The 16,352-nt window shown below is 74.3% G+C and carries 13 protein-coding genes; 9 read left to right on the top strand and 4 right to left on the bottom strand.

Annotated features, from left to right (window positions below):
• Positions 1-7: 7 nt before the first annotated feature.
• From dut to FHX75_RS25385, 4 genes are all read left to right on the top strand, one after another.
• Positions 8-535, top strand: a complete 528-nt coding sequence (gene dut / locus FHX75_RS25370; RefSeq protein WP_154942865.1) for a dUTP diphosphatase — start codon at positions 8-10, stop codon at positions 533-535.
• Between the two features lie 25 nt (positions 536-560).
• Positions 561-1,229 carry a DUF3710 domain-containing protein gene (locus FHX75_RS25375; protein ID WP_154942866.1) on the top strand — a complete coding sequence of 223 codons (669 nt, stop codon included), beginning with the start codon at positions 561-563 and terminating at the stop codon, positions 1,227-1,229.
• Positions 1,230-1,551: 322 nt separating this feature from the next.
• Positions 1,552-1,932 (top strand): OB-fold nucleic acid binding domain-containing protein, encoded by a 381-nt coding sequence (locus FHX75_RS25380; protein WP_154942867.1) that lies wholly within the window; start codon positions 1,552-1,554, stop codon positions 1,930-1,932.
• Positions 1,929-2,600, top strand: a complete 672-nt coding sequence (locus tag FHX75_RS25385; RefSeq protein WP_154942868.1) for a DUF3159 domain-containing protein — start codon at positions 1,929-1,931, stop codon at positions 2,598-2,600. Before FHX75_RS25380 ends, FHX75_RS25385 begins: the two co-directional genes overlap by 4 nt.
• A gap of 99 nt (positions 2,601-2,699) precedes the next feature.
• Here the strand turns inward: FHX75_RS25385 and FHX75_RS25390 are convergent, their stop codons facing one another.
• Entirely contained in the window at positions 2,700-3,389 is a 690-nt protein-coding gene (locus FHX75_RS25390) for a potassium channel family protein (protein WP_154942869.1), read from the bottom strand.
• Between the two features lie 2 nt (positions 3,390-3,391).
• Positions 3,392-4,057, bottom strand: coding sequence for a potassium channel family protein (locus FHX75_RS25395; RefSeq protein ID WP_154942870.1), 666 nt, complete (start codon positions 4,055-4,057; stop codon positions 3,392-3,394).
• Between the two features lie 165 nt (positions 4,058-4,222).
• Between FHX75_RS25395 and FHX75_RS25400 the strand changes: the two genes are divergently transcribed.
• The 4 genes from FHX75_RS25400 (at position 4,223) to dxs (ending at position 10,751) form a co-directional block, all read left to right on the top strand.
• The gene (locus FHX75_RS25400) at positions 4,223-6,295 is read left to right on the top strand and encodes an APC family permease (RefSeq protein ID WP_154942871.1); all 2,073 of its coding nucleotides are present in this window, start codon (positions 4,223-4,225) and stop codon (positions 6,293-6,295) included.
• The gene (locus FHX75_RS25405) at positions 6,292-7,557 is read left to right on the top strand and encodes a class I SAM-dependent RNA methyltransferase (protein WP_246158597.1); all 1,266 of its coding nucleotides are present in this window, start codon (positions 6,292-6,294) and stop codon (positions 7,555-7,557) included. Before FHX75_RS25400 ends, FHX75_RS25405 begins: the two co-directional genes overlap by 4 nt.
• 13 nt (positions 7,558-7,570) lie before the next feature.
• A complete protein-coding gene (locus FHX75_RS25410; RefSeq protein ID WP_154942872.1) occupies positions 7,571-8,731 on the top strand; it encodes an anhydro-N-acetylmuramic acid kinase in 1,161 nt (386 codons plus the stop codon).
• A 70-nt stretch (positions 8,732-8,801) separates the two neighbouring features.
• Entirely contained in the window at positions 8,802-10,751 is a 1,950-nt protein-coding gene (dxs, locus tag FHX75_RS25415) for a 1-deoxy-D-xylulose-5-phosphate synthase (RefSeq protein WP_154942873.1), read from the top strand.
• A 253-nt stretch (positions 10,752-11,004) separates the two neighbouring features.
• Here dxs and FHX75_RS25420 read toward each other — a convergent pair whose 3' ends face one another.
• On the bottom strand, positions 11,005-12,198 hold the full coding sequence (locus FHX75_RS25420) for a hypothetical protein (protein ID WP_154942874.1): 1,194 nt from the start codon (positions 12,196-12,198) through the stop codon (positions 11,005-11,007).
• Positions 12,199-12,543: 345 nt separating this feature from the next.
• Between FHX75_RS25420 and FHX75_RS25425 the strand changes: the two genes are divergently transcribed.
• The gene (locus tag FHX75_RS25425; RefSeq protein WP_246158601.1) at positions 12,544-14,442 is read left to right on the top strand and encodes a DUF6311 domain-containing protein; all 1,899 of its coding nucleotides are present in this window, start codon (positions 12,544-12,546) and stop codon (positions 14,440-14,442) included.
• Positions 14,443-14,473: 31 nt separating this feature from the next.
• On the opposite strand, the gene FHX75_RS25430 is transcribed toward FHX75_RS25425, so the two are convergent.
• The gene (locus FHX75_RS25430; protein WP_211364602.1) at positions 14,474-16,345 is read right to left on the bottom strand and encodes a DUF6311 domain-containing protein; all 1,872 of its coding nucleotides are present in this window, start codon (positions 16,343-16,345) and stop codon (positions 14,474-14,476) included.
• Positions 16,346-16,352: the final 7 nt, after the last annotated feature.

Here is a 16,352-nt window from a genome sequence, read left to right on the forward strand (position 1 = left end):
GAGCACCGTGACCCACGTCGTACCCGTGCCCGTGCGGCAGCTCGACCCGGAGCTGCCGCTGCCCGCGTACGCCCATCCCGGTGACGCCGGCGCCGACCTGGTGGCCGCCGCGGACGTCGAGCTGCCTCCCGGCGGCCGGGCCCTGGTCCCGACCGGGGTGGCGCTGGCGCTGCCGGAGGGGTACGTCGGCCTGGTGCACCCGCGCTCCGGCCTGGCCGCCAGGCTCGGCGTGACGGTGCTCAACGCGCCCGGTACGGTCGACGCCGGCTACCGGGGTGAGATCCTGGTCAACCTGATCAACCATGATCGGGACACGCCGGCGAAGATCTCCCGTGGCGATCGCATCGCGCAGCTCGTTGTCCAGCGGGTGGAGCGGGCGGATTTCCAGCCGGTGGCCGAGCTGCCCGGGTCGCGGCGCGGGGCCGGTGGACACGGCTCGACCGGCGGACACGCCGGTCTGGTGCCGCCGCCCGCGACCGGTCGACGGGAAGATCCCGACCGGGCGGGCGGACAGACGGAAGAGGTGGCAGGGTGAGTGCGAACAGCGGAGGGTGGGCGCAGTGATCTTCAGCCGGAAGCGGGCCGACGGCGGGCGGGGTGCCCGTGACGAGCGGGCCGCCGAGGTCCTCGACTCGTACGACGCCGAGCCGACGGGTCCGTCGCGCGGCCCGTACGACAGCTCGGAGGCGCCGGACGGCGTGCAGCGGCTCGACCTGGGCAGCCTGCACATCCCGGCGGTGCCCGGCGTCGAGGTGCGCGTGCAGGCCGACCCGCAGGGCGTGATCCAGCAGGTCGTGCTGGTGCACGGGGAGAACGCCCTCCAGCTCGGCGTCTTCGCCGCGCCCCGGTCCGAGGGCATCTGGGACGAGGTGCGCGAGGAGATCCGCCAGTCCCTCTTCGCCGACGGCGCCGCCGCCCAGGAGGTCGAGGGCGAGTACGGCACCGAGCTGCACGCCCGGGTACGCACCCCGGACGGCCTGACCGACCTGCGTTTCGTCGGCATCGACGGGCCGCGCTGGATGGTCCGCGGTGTCTACCAGGGCGCCGCCGCCACCGACCCGGTCGCGGCCGGGCCGCTGGCCGAGTGCCTGGACGGCCTGGTCGTCGACCGGGGGCAGGAGGCGAAGCCGGTGCGCGAGCCGCTGCCGCTGCGGCTGCCCCGCGAGGTCGCCGAGCAGGCCGAGGGGGGCGAGGGCGGCGCTCCGGCGCCCGCCCCGCGCGAGGCCTGACCGGCACGGCAACGACCACTCACCGGGCCCGGCACCGTCCACCGACGGAGCCGGGCCCGGTGCCGTGTCCGGCCGCCCCTGACACACACGACGGCGCCCCCGGGCCGGTCCCGCCCGGCTCCGCGCCCCGGGTGGGCCCGACCGTCGCCGGGGGCCGGTGGACCGGGTCCGGCCGGCTCCGCCCGGCCGCCCGCCGTCGCGGGTACGCCGGACCGGTCCGGCCGGCGGGATCGGCGTACGCTGGCGGGACGGTTCCGGCATCGGCGGGGCCGGGCCAGTGCCGGCGCGGGCCGGTCAGCGTGGAGAGGGTGGCGCGGAGGTCATGACGACCGACGAGGGCCGGGTGTCGCTGCGGCGCATCCTGCGGCGGCTCACCGCGAGCGAGGCCGAGATCGAGGCGCAGGAGCTGCAGCGGGAGAGTGCCGAGTGCGGCGGGGTGCCGGCCCGGCAGTGCACGCGCGGCCAGGTGGTCTCGGTCACCGGCCGGCTCCGCACCGTGGTCTACACGCCGCGGACCAACCTGCCCACCCTGGAGGCGGACCTCTACGACGGCAGCGACGTGGTGACCCTGGTCTGGCTGGGCCGGCGGCACATCGCCGGCATCGAGCCGGGGCGGCACCTCACCGCCCGCGGCCGGGTGGCCGTCCGGGACGACCGCAAGGTCATCTACAACCCGTACTACGAGCTGGAGTCGCCGAAGTGACGACGGGACAGCAGCCGGCCACCGCGCCGCACCCGGAGGACGACGGGCAGCTACCCAGCCTCGCCGAGCAGATGGCCGACCAGCTCGGCGGCTGGCGGGGCCTGGTCGAGTCCAGCATCCCCGTGCTGGTCTTCGTGCTCGCCAATATGGTGGGCGACCTGCGGCCCGCCGTGATCGCCTCGGTCGGGGTGGCGGTGCTGATCGCCGTCGCGCGGCTGGCCCAGCGGCGTCCGGTCCGGCACGCGGTCAACGGCCTCGTCGGCATCGGCATCGGCGCGTTCATCGCCTGGCGCACCGGCGACGAGCGGGACTTCTACCTCCCCGGCATCCTCTACGGCATCGCCTACGGGGTGGCCCTGCTGATCTCGGCGGCGATCCGCCAGCCGCTGGTCGGCTGGATCTGGTCGGTGCTGGTCGCCAAGGGGCGCTCCGAGTGGCGCGACGATCCCCGGCTGGTGCGCACCTTCACCCAGCTCACCGTGCTCTGGGGCGTGGTCTGGCTGGCCAAGGTGGGCGTGCAGGCCGGGCTCTACCTGGCCCACCAGGACACCGCGCTGGGCGTGGCCCGGCTGGCGCTGGGCTACCCGCCGTACGCGCTGCTGCTGCTGATCACCGTCTGGGCGGTCCGCCGGGTGACCCGGCAGGGCGCGCCGCTGCCCGGCGCCTGAGCCCGTCCGGCCACCTCGCCGGGCGGCGGGCTCGGCCGGTCCGCCCGGCCGTCCCTGCCCCGCTGGCCGGCCGGCCGAACGCTGGCCCCGCCGGTCGGCTCAGCCCTTGCCGCGGGTCCGCTCGACGCTGTCGGGGCCGAGGATCACCGCGCGGACCTGGTCCTCCACCTCGGCGGTGCAGACGAAGATCAGCTCGTCGCCGGCCTCGATCGGGTCGTCCGGGCTGGGCACCAGCACCCGCTTGCCGCGCAGGATCGCCACCAGCGCGGCGTCCCGGGGGATCGGCACCGCGTGGATCGGCTGGCCGACGTAGGGCGCGGTCGGCGGCAGGGTGATCTCGACCAGGTTCGCCTCGCCCTGCCGGAAGGTCATCAGCCGGACCAGGTCGCCGACGGTGACCGCCTCCTCGACCAGCGCGGCCATCACCCGCGGCTTGCTGACCGCCACGTCGACGCCCCACTGCTCGGTGAAGAGCCACTCGTTCTCGGCCCGGTTGACCCGGGCGACAACCCGGGGCACCGCGAACTCGGTCTTGGCCAGCAGCGACACCACCAGGTTGACCTTGTCGTCGCCGGTCGCCGCGACGACCACGTCGCAGCCGGCGACGTTGGCCTCCTCCAGGCTGGTCAGCTCGCACGCGTCGGCCAGCACCCAGTCGGCGGCCGGTACCCGGTCCGGGCGCAGCATCCGGGGCTGGCGCTCGATCAGCATCACCTGGTGGCCGTTGTCGATCAGCTCCTGGGCGATCGACCGGCCGACGTTGCCGGCACCGGCGATGGCGATCCGCATGCTCAGAGCCCTCCTTCGGGCGGCGCAGCGGCCACCGCGGTGACCGAGGCGGCGATGTCGTCGGTGACCAGCACGTAGAGCTGGTCACCCTCCTGCACGACGGTGGAGGCGGTGGGCAGCGTGCCGATGCCGAAGCGGATCAGGTACGCCACCCGCGCGCCGGCCGCCTCCTCCAGCTGGTGCAGCGGCCGCCCGACCCACTCCTTGTGCACCGGCACCTCGATGATCGAGACGGTGCTGGTGGGGTCGCGGAAGATCTCGATGTTGCCCTCGGGGACCAGGTGCCGCAGCATCCGGTCGGCCGTCCACCGCACGGTGGCCACGGTGGGGATGCCGAGCCGCTCGTAGACCTGCGCCCGGCGCTGGTCGTAGATGCGGGCGGCGACCCGGGAGACGCCGAACGTCTCGCGGGCCAGCCGGGCCGAGATGATGTTGGAGTTGTCGCCGCTGGAGACGGCGGCGAAGGCGTCCGCCCGCTCGATGCCGGCCTGGCGCAGCACCTCGCCGTCGAAGCCGGCGCCGGTGACGGTGATGCCGGCGAAGTCGGGCCCGAGGCGGCGGAACGCGTCGGCGTCCTGGTCGATCACCGCCACCGAGTGACCCCGGGACTCCAGGCTGTGGGCGAGGGTCGAGCCGACCCGGCCACAGCCCATGATCACGACATGCACTGGTGTCCCTCCCAAAGGTGCCGCCCGTTCGGCGGACGGCGGCGCTCTCTGCGAGCGTGCCACGTCCGCCGCGCCGACGGGGGACCGACCGTACCGCGCGGGTGCGCGGGGTGGTGATCAGGCACCCCCGACGGTCGGCGCGCGGTGGTCGTACCCTTAGCGCTTGTGGCCAGTCCCACCTCGCTGCTGAAGCGACTCCTCGTCGGTCGACCGTTCCGGTCCGACCGGCTCCAGCACACCCTCCTTCCCAAGCGCATCGCCCTGCCGGTCTTCGCCTCCGACGCCCTCTCCAGCGTCGCGTACGCGCCCGACGAGATCCTGCTGACGCTGTCGATCGCCGGGGCGTCGGCGTTCCTCTTCTCACCGTGGATCGCCCTCGCGGTCGTCGTGGTGATGCTCACCGTGGTCGCCAGCTACCGGCAGAACGTGCACGCCTACCCGTCGGGCGGCGGCGACTACGAGGTGGCCACCGTCAACCTCGGGCCGCGGGCCGGCCTGGCCGTGGGCAGCGCGCTGATGGTCGACTACGTGCTCACCGTCGCGGTGTCGGTCTCCTCCGGGGTGGCCAACCTCGGCTCGGTGGTGCCCTTCGTGGCCACCCACAAGGTGCTCATCGCGGTCGTCGCGGTGGTGCTGCTCACCGCGATGAACCTGCGCGGTCTGCGCGAGTCGGGCACCGCCTTCGCGATCCCCACCTACGGCTTCATCATCGTGATGGTCGGAATGATCCTCACCGGGCTGGTCCGGATCTTCGTGCTGGGCGACGACCTGCAGGCGCCCAGCGCCGGGCTGGAGATCCAGGCCGAGCACAGCGTGACCGGTTTCGCCCTGGTCTTCCTGCTGCTGCGCACCTTCTCCTCGGGCTGCGCCGCGCTCACCGGTGTGGAGGCCATCTCCAACGGGGTGCCCGCGTTCAAGGCGCCCAAGAGCCGCAACGCGGCGACCACCCTGCTGCTGCTCGGCACCATCGCGGTCACCATGCTGGTCGGCATCATCTGGCTGTCCCGGCTGACCGGCCTGCAGTTCGTGGAGAACCCGGAGCTGCAGATCGTCTCCGGCCCCGAGGGCTACGTGCAGAAGACCGTCACCACCCAGCTCGGTGAGACCGTCTTCGGCTCCGGCTCGATCCTGCTCTACGTGGTCGCCGGGGCGACCGCGCTGATCCTCTTCCTGGCCGCGAACACCGCGTTCAACGGCTTCCCGGTGCTCGGCTCGATCCTGGCCCAGGACCGCTACCTGCCCCGACAGTTCCACACCCGGGGCGACCGGCTGGCCTTCTCCAACGGCATCGTCTTCCTGGCCGTCTTCGCCATCGTGCTGATCGTCGGCTTCCAGGCCGAGGTGACCCGCCTGATCCAGCTCTACATCGTCGGGGTGTTCGTCTCGTTCACGCTCTCCCAGGCCGGCATGATCAGGCACTGGAACCGGTACCTGCGCACCGAGCGGGACCCGGAGGCGCGGCGGCGGATGATCCGGTCCCGGGCGATCAACACCTTCGGCATGGTGATGACCGGCGCCGTGTTGATCATCGTGCTGCTCACCAAGTTCCTGCTCGGCGCCTGGATCGCGATCGCCGCGATGGCGGTGATCTACCTGGTGATGCTCGCCATCCACCGGCACTACGACCGGGTCGCCGCCGAGCTGGAGCCGACCGAGGTCCGGGGCGTGCTGCCCGCCCGCAACCACGCCATCGTGCTGGTCAGCAAGCTGCACCAGCCGACCCTGCGGGCCATCGCGTACGCCCGGGCCACCCGGCCGGACACGCTCACCGCCGTGACGGTCAACGTCGACGACAAGGACACCCGGCAGTTGCAGGCCGAGTGGGAGCGGCGCGAGGTGCCGGTGCCGCTGACCGTCGTCGACTCGCCGTACCGGGAGATCACCCGGCCGATCCTCAACTTCGTGGCCAACACCCGCCGGGAGTCGCCCCGCGACGTGGTCACCGTCTTCATCCCCGAGTACGTCGTCGGCCGCTGGTGGGAGAACCTGCTGCACAACCAGAGCGCGCTGCGCCTCAAGGGGCGGCTGCTCTTCGAGCCGGGCGTGATGGTGACCAGCGTGCCGTGGCAGCTCGCCTCGACCGCCAGCAAGAACCTGGACCGCCTCGACGCCACGCTGAGCCGGACCCCGGCCCGCGGACCGCGGGTGGCCCCGCGCAGCACCCTGCCGCCGAACGTCCCGCCGGTCGTCTCCGCCCCGCCGGGCGAGAGCGGCCCGTCGAGCGGGGACCGGCCGTGACCGACCCGACCGGCGGCCTGCCGGGCACGGCGGAGCGGCGCGCGCTGGAGGAGGCCGAGCGGGTCGAGCTGACCGTCGGCGCGGTCGCCCCCGGCGGTCACTGCGTGGCCCGGGTCGACGGCCAGGTGGTCTTCGTCCGGCACGCGCTGCCCGGCGAGCGGGTGATGGCCGAGATCACCGAGCTGCACAAGGGCTTCGCCCGCGCCGACGCGGTGGAGATCCTGACCGCGTCCCCGGACCGGGTCGAGCAGCCCTGCCCGTACGCGAAGCCGGGCCGCTGCGGCGGCTGCGACCTGCAGCACGTCACCCCCGCCGCCCAACTCGACTGGAAGACCGCGGTGGTGCGCGAGCAGCTCGTCCGGCTGGGCGGGCTCACCGAGGCCGAGGTGGACGCGCTCGGGGTGGCCGTCGAGGCGCTGCCCGGCGGGCCGCTCGGCTGGCGCTCCCGGGTCCGGTACGCCGTCGACGCCGCCGGCCGGGCCGGGCTGCTCAAGCACCGCTCGCACGAGGTCGTCCCGATCGACCGCTGCCTGATCGCCCACCCGGCGATCCGGGAGCTGCCGGTGCTCACCCCGTCCGGCGCGCGCTGGCCGGACGCCGAGGCGGTCGAGACCGTCGCCTCCACCGGCGGGGACGTCAGCGTCGCCGCCGTCACCGAGGGGGTGGCCACTCCGGTCAGCGGGCCGCAGGCCGTCCGCGAGGTGGCCGCCGGCCGGGACTGGACGCTGCCCGCCGCCGGTTTCTGGCAGGTGCACCCCGCCGCCGCCGACACCCTCGTCGGGGCGGTGCTCGACCTGCTCGACCCGCGCCCCGGCGAGTCCGCCTGGGACCTGTACGGCGGGGCCGGCCTCTTCGCCGCCGCCCTCGCCGGCCGGGTCGGCCCGCAGGCCCGGATCACCCTGGTCGAGTCCTCCGCGCAGGGGGTCGCCGCCGCCCGGGAGAACCTGGCCGACCTGCCCCGGGTGGAGGTGGTCGCCGCCCGGGTGGAGACCGCGCTGGCCCGCCGCCGGGTCACCGGCCCGGTCGACCTGGTGGTGCTCGACCCGCCCCGCTCCGGCGCGGGCGCGCCGGTGGTACGGGACGTGGTCGCCGCCCGGCCGCGTGCCGTGGCGTACGTGGCCTGCGACCCGGCCGCCTTCGCCCGGGACGTGCGCACCTTCACCGGGCTCGGCTGGCGGCTCGCCGGGCTGCGCGGGTACGACCTGTTCCCGATGACCCAGCACGTCGAGTGCGTGGGGTTGTTCCTGCCGCCCGGGCAGTGACTAGCCTGACCCGATGAAGATCGTCGGGTTGATGTCCGGCACCTCGTACGACGGGGTGGACGTGGTCGCCGCCGAGTTCACCACCGACGGCGACACCCTGCGGATGCGTCCGCTCGGGCACCGGGGGCTGGACTACGACGACGCCCTGCGCGAGTCGATCGGCGCGCTGCTGCCCCCGGCGGCCACCACGATCGAGGCGGTCTGCCGGCTGGACAACGCCCTCGGCGAGGTCTTCGCCGCCGCCGCCGCGCTCGGCGTCGAGCTGGCCGGCGGGCGCGCCGACCTGGTGGTCTCGCCCGGCCAGACCGTCTTCCACTGGGTCGAGGACGGCACCACCCGGGGCACCCTCCAGCTCGGCGCGCCGGCGCGGGTGGCCGCCCGGGTCGGCGTACCCGTGCTGGCGGACCTGCGCTCGGCGGACGTCGCCGCCGGCGGTCAGGGCGCGCCGCTGGTCCCGGCCTTCGACGCGCTGCTGCTCGACGCGGCCGGCGGGCCGCGGGCGGCGCTCAACCTGGGCGGCATCGCCAACCTCACGGTGGTCGCCCCGGGCGCGCCGGTCCTCGGGTACGACGTCGGCCCGGCCAACGCGCTGCTCGACGCGGCGGCCCGGCGCTTCCTGGACCGCCCCTGCGACCTGGACGGGGCCCGGGCGGCCGCTGGCCGGGTGCATCCGCGGTTGCTGGAGTTGCTGCTCGCCGAGCCGTACTACGCCGCGCCGCCGCCCAAGTCCACCGGCAAGGAGCTGTTCCACGGCGGCTACCTGGACGACCAGCTGGCCATCCTGGGCGAGCCGGTGGCCCCCGACGACGTGCTCGCCACGCTGACCGTGCTGACCGCCGCGACCGTGGCCGCCGAGTGCGCCCGGCACGGGGTGACCGAGGTGGTCGCGGCCGGCGGCGGGGTGCGCAATCCCACACTTATGTTCCGGCTGGTCGAACTCGCCGAGGGCCGCTGGCGGCTGCGCACCACCGACGAGCTGGGCGTGCCGGCGCAGGCCAAGGAGGCGTACGCGTTCGCCCTGCTCGGCTGGCTCTCCTGGCACGGCCTGCCCGGGGCGATCCCCTCGGTCACCGGCGCCCGCCGGGCGGCCGTGCTGGGCGCCTGGACGCCGGCCGGGCCACTGCACGGCGCCACCCCGCCGACGCCGCCCCGGCGGCTGGTCGTCGAGCCCTGAACCTGGGAACCAGCTGGGATGATCCACGGCCGAGCTGCGGTGCGGCGGGCGGCCGATAGACTCTTCGCTCATGAGTGTTGAAGAGGGCACGGCCAACCACGGTCGGCTGCTGGGCGCCGTCCGCGGTCCGCAGGACGTCAAGCGGATGACCGCCGAGCAGCTGGACATCCTCGCCGCCGAGATCCGTGACTTCCTGATCGCCAAGGTCTCCCGTACCGGCGGGCACGTCGGCCCCAACCTGGGCGTGGTGGAGCTCACCCTGGCGATGCACCGGGTCTTCGACTCTCCCCGCGACCGGCTCCTGTTCGACACCGGCCACCAGGCGTACGTGCACAAGATCCTCACCGGGCGGCAGGACGGCTTCGACAAGCTGCGCCAGCGCGGTGGGCTCTCCGGCTACCCCAGCCAGGCCGAGAGCGAGCACGACCTGATCGAGAACTCGCACGCCTCCACCGCCCTGTCGTACGCCGACGGGCTGGCCAAGGCGTACGCCCTGCGCGGCGAGCAGCGCAGCGTGGTCGCCGTCGTCGGCGACGGCGCGCTCACCGGCGGCATGTGCTGGGAGGCGCTGAACAACATCGCCACCGCCGGCAACCCGCTGGTGATCGTGGTCAACGACAACGGTCGGTCGTACTCGCCGACCATCGGCGGCCTCGCCGACCACCTCTCCTCGCTGCGGCTCAACCCCGGCTACGAGAAGGTCCTCGACACCGTCAAGGACGCCCTCGGCTCCACCCCGCTGGTCGGCAAGCCGATGTACGAGGTGCTCCACGCGGTCAAGAAGGGCATCAAGGACGCGGTCGCCCCGCAGGCGATGTTCGAGGACCTCGGCATCAAGTACGTCGGCCCGGTCGACGGGCACGACATCGCCGCCGTCGAGTCGTCGCTGCGCGCCGCGAAGAACTTCGGCGGCCCGGTGATCGTGCACGCGGTCACCCGCAAGGGCTACGGCTACCGCCCCGCCGAGGAGGACGAGGCGGACTGCCTGCACGGCCCGAGCGCCTTCGACGCCGAGACCGGCAAGCTGCTCGCCGCCCCCTCGGTGAAGTGGACCCAGGTCTTCGCCGACGAGCTGGTGGCCATCGCCGACGAGCGCCCCGATGTGGTCGGCATCACCGCCGCCATGGCCGAGCCCACCGGCATCGCCACCCTGGCCCGCAAGCACCCCGAGCGGGTGTACGACGTCGGCATCGCCGAGCAGCACGCCGCCACCTCCGCCGCCGGCCTGGCGATGGGCGGGCTGCACCCGGTGGTGGCGGTCTACGCGACCTTCCTCAACCGCGCCTTCGACCAGGTCCTGCTGGACGTGGCGATGCACAAGCTGCCGGTGACCTTCGTGCTCGACCGGGCCGGCATCACCGGGCCGGACGGGCCGAGCCACTACGGCATCTGGGACATGTCCGTCTTCGGCGTGGTGCCCGGCCTGCGCATCGCCGCGCCCCGCGACTCCGCCAGCCTCCGCGAGGAGCTGCGGGAGGCCGTCGCCGTCGACGACGGCCCGACCATCGTCCGCTTCCCGACCGGCACTGTCGCCGCCGACCTGCCGGCCGTACGCCGGATCGGCAGCGTCGACGTGCTGGCCGAGTCGGCGCGTACCGACGTGCTGCTGGTCGCGGTCGGCTCCTTCGGCCAGCTGGGCATGGAGGTCGCCGCCCGCCTCGCGGAGCAGGGCTACGGCGTGACCGTGGTCGACCCGCGCTGGGTCCGCCCGGTCCCGGCCGAGCTGGTCGAACTGGCCGCCGGGCACCGGCTCGTGGTCACCGTCGAGGACGGCGTCCGGGTCGGCGGCGTCGGCGACGCGCTCGCCCAGTCGATGCGGGACGCCGACGTCCGGGTGCCGCTGCGCGACCTCGGCGTGCCCGCCGGCTGGCACCCGCACGGCACCCGCGCGCAGATCCTCAGCGACCTGGGGCTCACCGCGCAGGACGTGGCGCGCAACGTCATCGGCTGGATCTCCGGCCTGGACGCGGAGCCGGTGGAGCCGGTCCGGCTGCCGGCCAGCGAGGCCAGCCCCAACTGACCGGTCCGACCCGACGGGCGGTTCCGCACTCGCGGGGCCGCCCGCCGTCGTCTCCGGCCCGGTCTCCGGGTGCCGGTCGCCCGCGTGATCGACTCCGTGTCGGCGAGGTGGGGGTGTCCTGACCGCGTGATCGACTCCGTGTCGGCGACGTGGCGGTGTCCCGGTCGTGCTCATACCGCCGTTCCGGCGACACGGAGTCGATCGAGCCCACGCGGTGCGGAGCGGGACCGGCGGTGTAGGGCGGGGCGGTGGGTCAGCGGCCGCCGACGGAGCGGTAGTAGGTCTTCTCCGCGCCGGCCAGGCTGAAGGTCTGCTTCGCCGCCGGCATCGGCACCACCGCCAGGCCGGGGCGGTCCACCAGCCGGGGCGTGCCCGGTGGCACCGAGAGCGAGGCGTCTCGGGTGCCCCGCCAGGTCAGCACCACCAGCGGCTGCCCGGGCACCGGCAGCACGTACGTCTGAAGGGGGTTGGACCGGTCCGCCGGGGAGACCACCGGGGTGCCGCCGTCGGCGGGCCGGTAGACCACCGCGGTCATCGTGCCGGCGTCCGTCTCCCAGGTGAGCTGCTCCAGGTCGCCCGGGTCGCCGCCGCCCAGCGCCATCTCGCCGATCGCCCGGACGCTCACCTTCTCCATCGGCCACGACTCCGGGGCCGAGCGGGGCGCGTCCCGGTCGCCGATGCGGCGCGGGACGCTGCCGAACGGGCCCCGCTCGTCGGCGAGCACGCAGGTGTCCAGCCCGTCCAGGGCCCGGCGGCCGGAGCCGGTCTCGTCCCGGACCAGCGGGTAGCGCGGCTCGGCGGTGGCGGTGCCGAGGTCGAGCAGGCGCTCGGCGGCGCGACCGCGCGGCAGCGACTCGGTGGCCCGCAGCGTCGCGGTGACCGGCACGGCCGCGCAGGCCGGCACGCGCACCGGGCGGCTCAGCCCGTCGGTGAGCACCAGCGCCCGACCGTTCGGGCCGAGCAGGCGCTCCACCCGCCCGGAGGTGAGGTAGCGCCGGCCGTCGGCCAGCTGCACCGGCAGGACGTCGGCGTAGGCGAGGTAGCCGGGGTCGGAGTACTCGCTGGCCCGGGTCACCGTGTACCGGCCGCCGTCGCCGGTGAGCTGGAGCAGCCAGGACGCGCCCTCGCCGGGCACGTCGGCGGCGACCAGGGCCAGCCGGGTGCCGTCGACCTCGCCGGAGAAGAGGATGCCGGAGGAGGGCAGGTGGGCGCGGTCGTCGATCGGCGACCGCCAGGCGCGTACCGCCTCGGTCACCGCCCGCGTCGCGGCGGCGTCCCCGGCGAGCGAGCCGCGCGGCGGCCAGACCGGCAACGTGCCGTCCAGGCTGTCGTAGCCGACCCGCAGCTCGCGGGCCCCCCGGTCGGCGACCGGGCCGCAGGCGGTCGCGGCCAGCACCATGGTGAGCAGTGCGGTGGCCGTCGTGCCGCGGCGGCGGACTGAAGCCACCTGTACGCCTCCCGATCGCCTCGCCGTCGTTGCCGGAAGCCCACATGGTACGCAACGGTCGGGGAGCGCCTCGCGGCCGTGTCCGACGGCCACAAGGGACAGCAGTGTGAATTTCGGGCTATTCTCCGGCTCCGGTAGACTCCGCCGACTGTGACGTCTGTCGAGCCCCGTGGCGCCTCCGCACCGGACCCCGACGCCTCTCCGGGCTCCGCCCGCGGCGCCACGGCGACCGCGACCGCGTTCCCGGCACGGGTCCTCGACACACCGGCGGCGAAGGCACCCGCTGCCACCGCGTCGACCGGGCAAGCACCGACCGTGGACACGCCGGCCGGCCGAGCGCCGACCGTGGACGCACCGGTCGTGGACGCGCCCGCCCCGACGGCACCGGCCGTGGACGCGCCCGCCCCGACGGCGCCCGCCGTCGACGCGCCGGCGCGGGGCGTACCCGGGAAACGGCCGGCGGCGGCGGACGGCGACAGTGCGCCGGCGCCCGCGCGGCGCTGGCGCTGGACGGCCCGGCGCAAGGACCTCGCCGTCTACGGGATCTTCCTGCTCGTCGCGCTCTGGGTGACCAGCCAGCTCTGGGTCGACCCGGCCGGCCGGGTCGCCTCGCTCTACAGCAGCGACCCCGCTCAGGTGCAGTTCTTCCTCGCCCACTCGGTACGCGTGGTGCTGCACGGCGAGTTCCCGTTCTTCACCGACCAGTTCAACTACCCCGACGGCGTCAACCTGATGGCCAACACGGCCGTGCTGGCGCTGGGCATCCCGATGGTGCCGGTCACCCTGCTCTTCGGACCGGCCGTGTCCTTCGTGGTGCTGGTCACCCTGGGCCTCGCCGGCACCGCCGCCGCCTGGTACCACGTGTTCTCCCGGCACCTGGTCCGCCGGCGGCTGGCCGCCGCGGTGGGCGCCTGGTTCTGCGGGTTCTCACCGGCGATGCTGTCGCACGCCAACTGGCACCCGAACATCATCTCCCAGTTCCTGCTGCCGTTCATCGTCTGGCGGGTGATGGTGCTGACCCGCTCGACCCGGCCGGTGCGCGACGGCGCGCTATTGGCGCTGCTGGTCACCGTGCAGGCGTTCATCAACGAGGAGATCCTGCTCTTCACCGCGCTGGCCTGCGGCGTCTTCCTGACCGCGATGGTGGTGCAGCGCCCGGCGCTGTGGTCGGTGGCCTGGCGTCCGCTGGCCAAGGGGCTGCCGGTGTGCACGGTGCTGGCCGGGGCGCTGCTGGCGTACCCGCTCTACATCCAGTTCGCCGGGCCGATGGCGTACCACGGGCTCAGCGACGCGGTCCGCGACTACGGCAACGACATCGCCGCCTTCTTCGCCCCCGGCTCGCCGACCTTCGGCGGCAACGAGCGGGCGAACGTCAACCTGGCGCCGAACTACTCCGAGGAGAACGCCTTCTTCGGCTGGAGCCTGTCGCTGCTCGCCGTCGGCATCGTGGTCTGGCTGCGCCGCGAGGTGCTGGTCCGGGCGCTCGCCGCGACCGGGTTCTTCTTCGCCGTGCTCTCGCTCGGCGAGCGGGTGTCCTGGTGGGACCGGGACCTCTTCACCGGCCCGTGGGACCTGCTGGTCCGGCTGCCGCTGCTCGACGCGGTGGTGCCGACCCGGTTCGCTCTGATCACCAGCGTGGTGATCGGCATGCTGCTGGCGCTGGCCGTGCAGCGGGCGTGGACGCTGCGCGGCCTCGAGTGGCGGCACGCGAAGACGGTCACCGTCGGCGCCCTGGTGCTCGCGCTGCTGCCGATCGTGCCGATGCCGTTGAAGGTGACCTCCCGCCCGCCGGTGCCGACCTTCATCACCGCCGACCGCTGGCGGCAGTACGTCGGCCCGGACCAGACGCTGGTGCCGGTGCCCGTGCCGAGCATGGGCAACACGCACGGGATGCGGTGGTCGGCCTCCACCAACCTCGACTTCAAGATCCCCGGCGGCTACTTCCTCGCCCCACGCAACGGCAACACCGGCGACCCGGGTCGCTTCGGCGGCCGGCCCAGCGGCATCGGCGAACTACTCGACGAGGTCGCCACCACCGGGCGTACGCCCAAGCTCGACGACCGGCAGCGCCGCCGTAGCCTGGACGAGCTGCGCCACTGGAACGCGGCGGTCCTGGTGCTGCCGGTGGGCCACCAGCACGCCGAGCCGCTGCGGCGCACCGTCGAGCAGCTGGTCGGCCCGGCGAAGCGGGAGCTGGACGTCTGGGTCTGGGACGTCCGGCCACTGACCGTCCGTACCGCCTGACCTTCCCGCCCTCGGCGGGCCGGGTGGGCGGTCAGCCGACCAGCGGGCGCACGTCCCAGAGCCACACGTCGTCGACCCGCTGCGCCGGCCCGATCAGGCCGGTCATCAGCTCGCGCAGCACCGCCTCGCGCGGGTGTGCGCCGAGCACCACCACCGAGGCCTTCCAGTAGCGCAGGTCCTCGACCGCCTGGCGGCGGTTCTCCTCGGTCAGCGCCGGCACGGTGCCGGTGTCCATGCTGGAGTAGATCAGGGTGCTGGTGGGCCGGTTCGGCGCGCCGAAGACCCCCTCACCGTCGAGGTTGGGCCCGATGAAGTAGCCGCCCGGCACCGGGAACTCGTGCCCGGTCAGCGCGCTCCAGCGCAGCGTGGGCAGGCCGTGCACGTTGCTCGGGATCGGCACCGGCACCAGGGTCCGGCCCGCCGGGACGTACGGGCGCCAGCCGCCGGCGGTGATGAAGTGCGGCGGCGGGTCCACCGGCTGCGCCGGCAGCGGGCGCGGGAACAGCGGCAGCACGGCGAGCGTGATCGCCGCGTACCCGACCGGCCGGACCCAGCGCCGCCGCGCCGGCCTGGCGGTCGCCGCCCTCGTGCCGGCGTCGTCGGCCGCCGCACGGGGCGCGGGGACCCGGGCGCGGCCGTAACCCGCCGCCGCGTCCCAGCCGAGCGCGAGCAGGACACCGACCGCCGCGGCCACCACCAGGGCCAGCCGGGTCGGCATCATCATCTCCACCAGCGGCAGGTCGTCCGGGATGTACGCCCACGGGCCGTCGACCGTCGTCTCCACGCCGTCGAAGCGCACCTTCGGGCCGATCGCGGCGACGGTGAAGACCAGCACCAGCACGCCGGCGATCCGGGCCGGCAACGAGCGACGCCAGAGCAGCACCAGGGCGACCAGCGCCACCAGCACCAGCGGCCAGCCGAACCAGGTGTTCTGCTCGGTCAGGCCGATGGTCTTCTCCACCGCCTCGTCACCGGCCACGGTGTCCCGGGCGAAGGTGACGAAGGCCATCAGGTCCTCGCCCCAGTTGTGGAAGACCCCACCCTGCAACCCCCGGTAGGACTGCGGGCCGTTGAACTGGTACCAGATCGGGTAGGCGGTCAGCAGCAGGGCCAGCCCGCCGCCGAGGCCGAGCGCGGCCAGGAAACCGCCGGCCCGGGCCCGCGCCGCGCGAGGTCGCTGCACCACGTACGCCAGCACCGCCACCAGGCAGGCCAGCGCGGTGAGCAGCAGCATCTCCTCGTTGATGAAGATCTGGTACGCCACCAGCAGCCCCAGCACGACCCCGTCGCGCCGCCACCGGCCCGGCTCGCCCAGGCGCAGCACCCGGGCCACGATCACCGGCAGCAGGAAGTTGGAGACGAAGTTCGGCTGCCCGTTGGCGTGGTGCACGATGCCCGGCGCGAAGCCGAGGAAGGCGCCGCCGACGAAGGCCGCCGCCCGCGAGCGCACCAGGTGGCGCGACAGCATCCAGTACGAGGTGCCCGCGGTCGCGGCCAGCGCGCCGCCCAGGTAGAGCGCGTACGTCACCTGCGGACCGAAGAGGAGGGTGACCGGCGCCAGCGGCAGGGTCATGCCCAGCAGCGAGGTGTTGGCCATCATGTTCACCCCGTCCGGGGCGTTCTGCCGGGCGCTGAACAGCGGGTTCTCCAGGTGGCGCACCGAGTACGCGCCGTGCGAGAAGAGCCACTCGAACCAGCTGTGGTCGGTCGGCAGGTGCGACGAGACCCGGTGCTGCACGTCCACCCAGTAGTTCAGGCACACGAGAACGCCGAGCAGCACATAGGCTCCGATGGCCAGGACGTCGGCCCGGCTCGGGCGCCGACGGGGCCGCCGTGCCGGATCGGCCGCGACGGGCTCGACCGCCTCGGGCGCGGACGTCTGGTTCAACGAGGGATCTACCACCGGCACA

This window comes from Micromonospora palomenae (genome assembly GCF_007829925.1).
GTDB classification, from domain to species: Bacteria; Actinomycetota; Actinomycetes; order Mycobacteriales; family Micromonosporaceae; genus Micromonospora; species Micromonospora purpureochromogenes.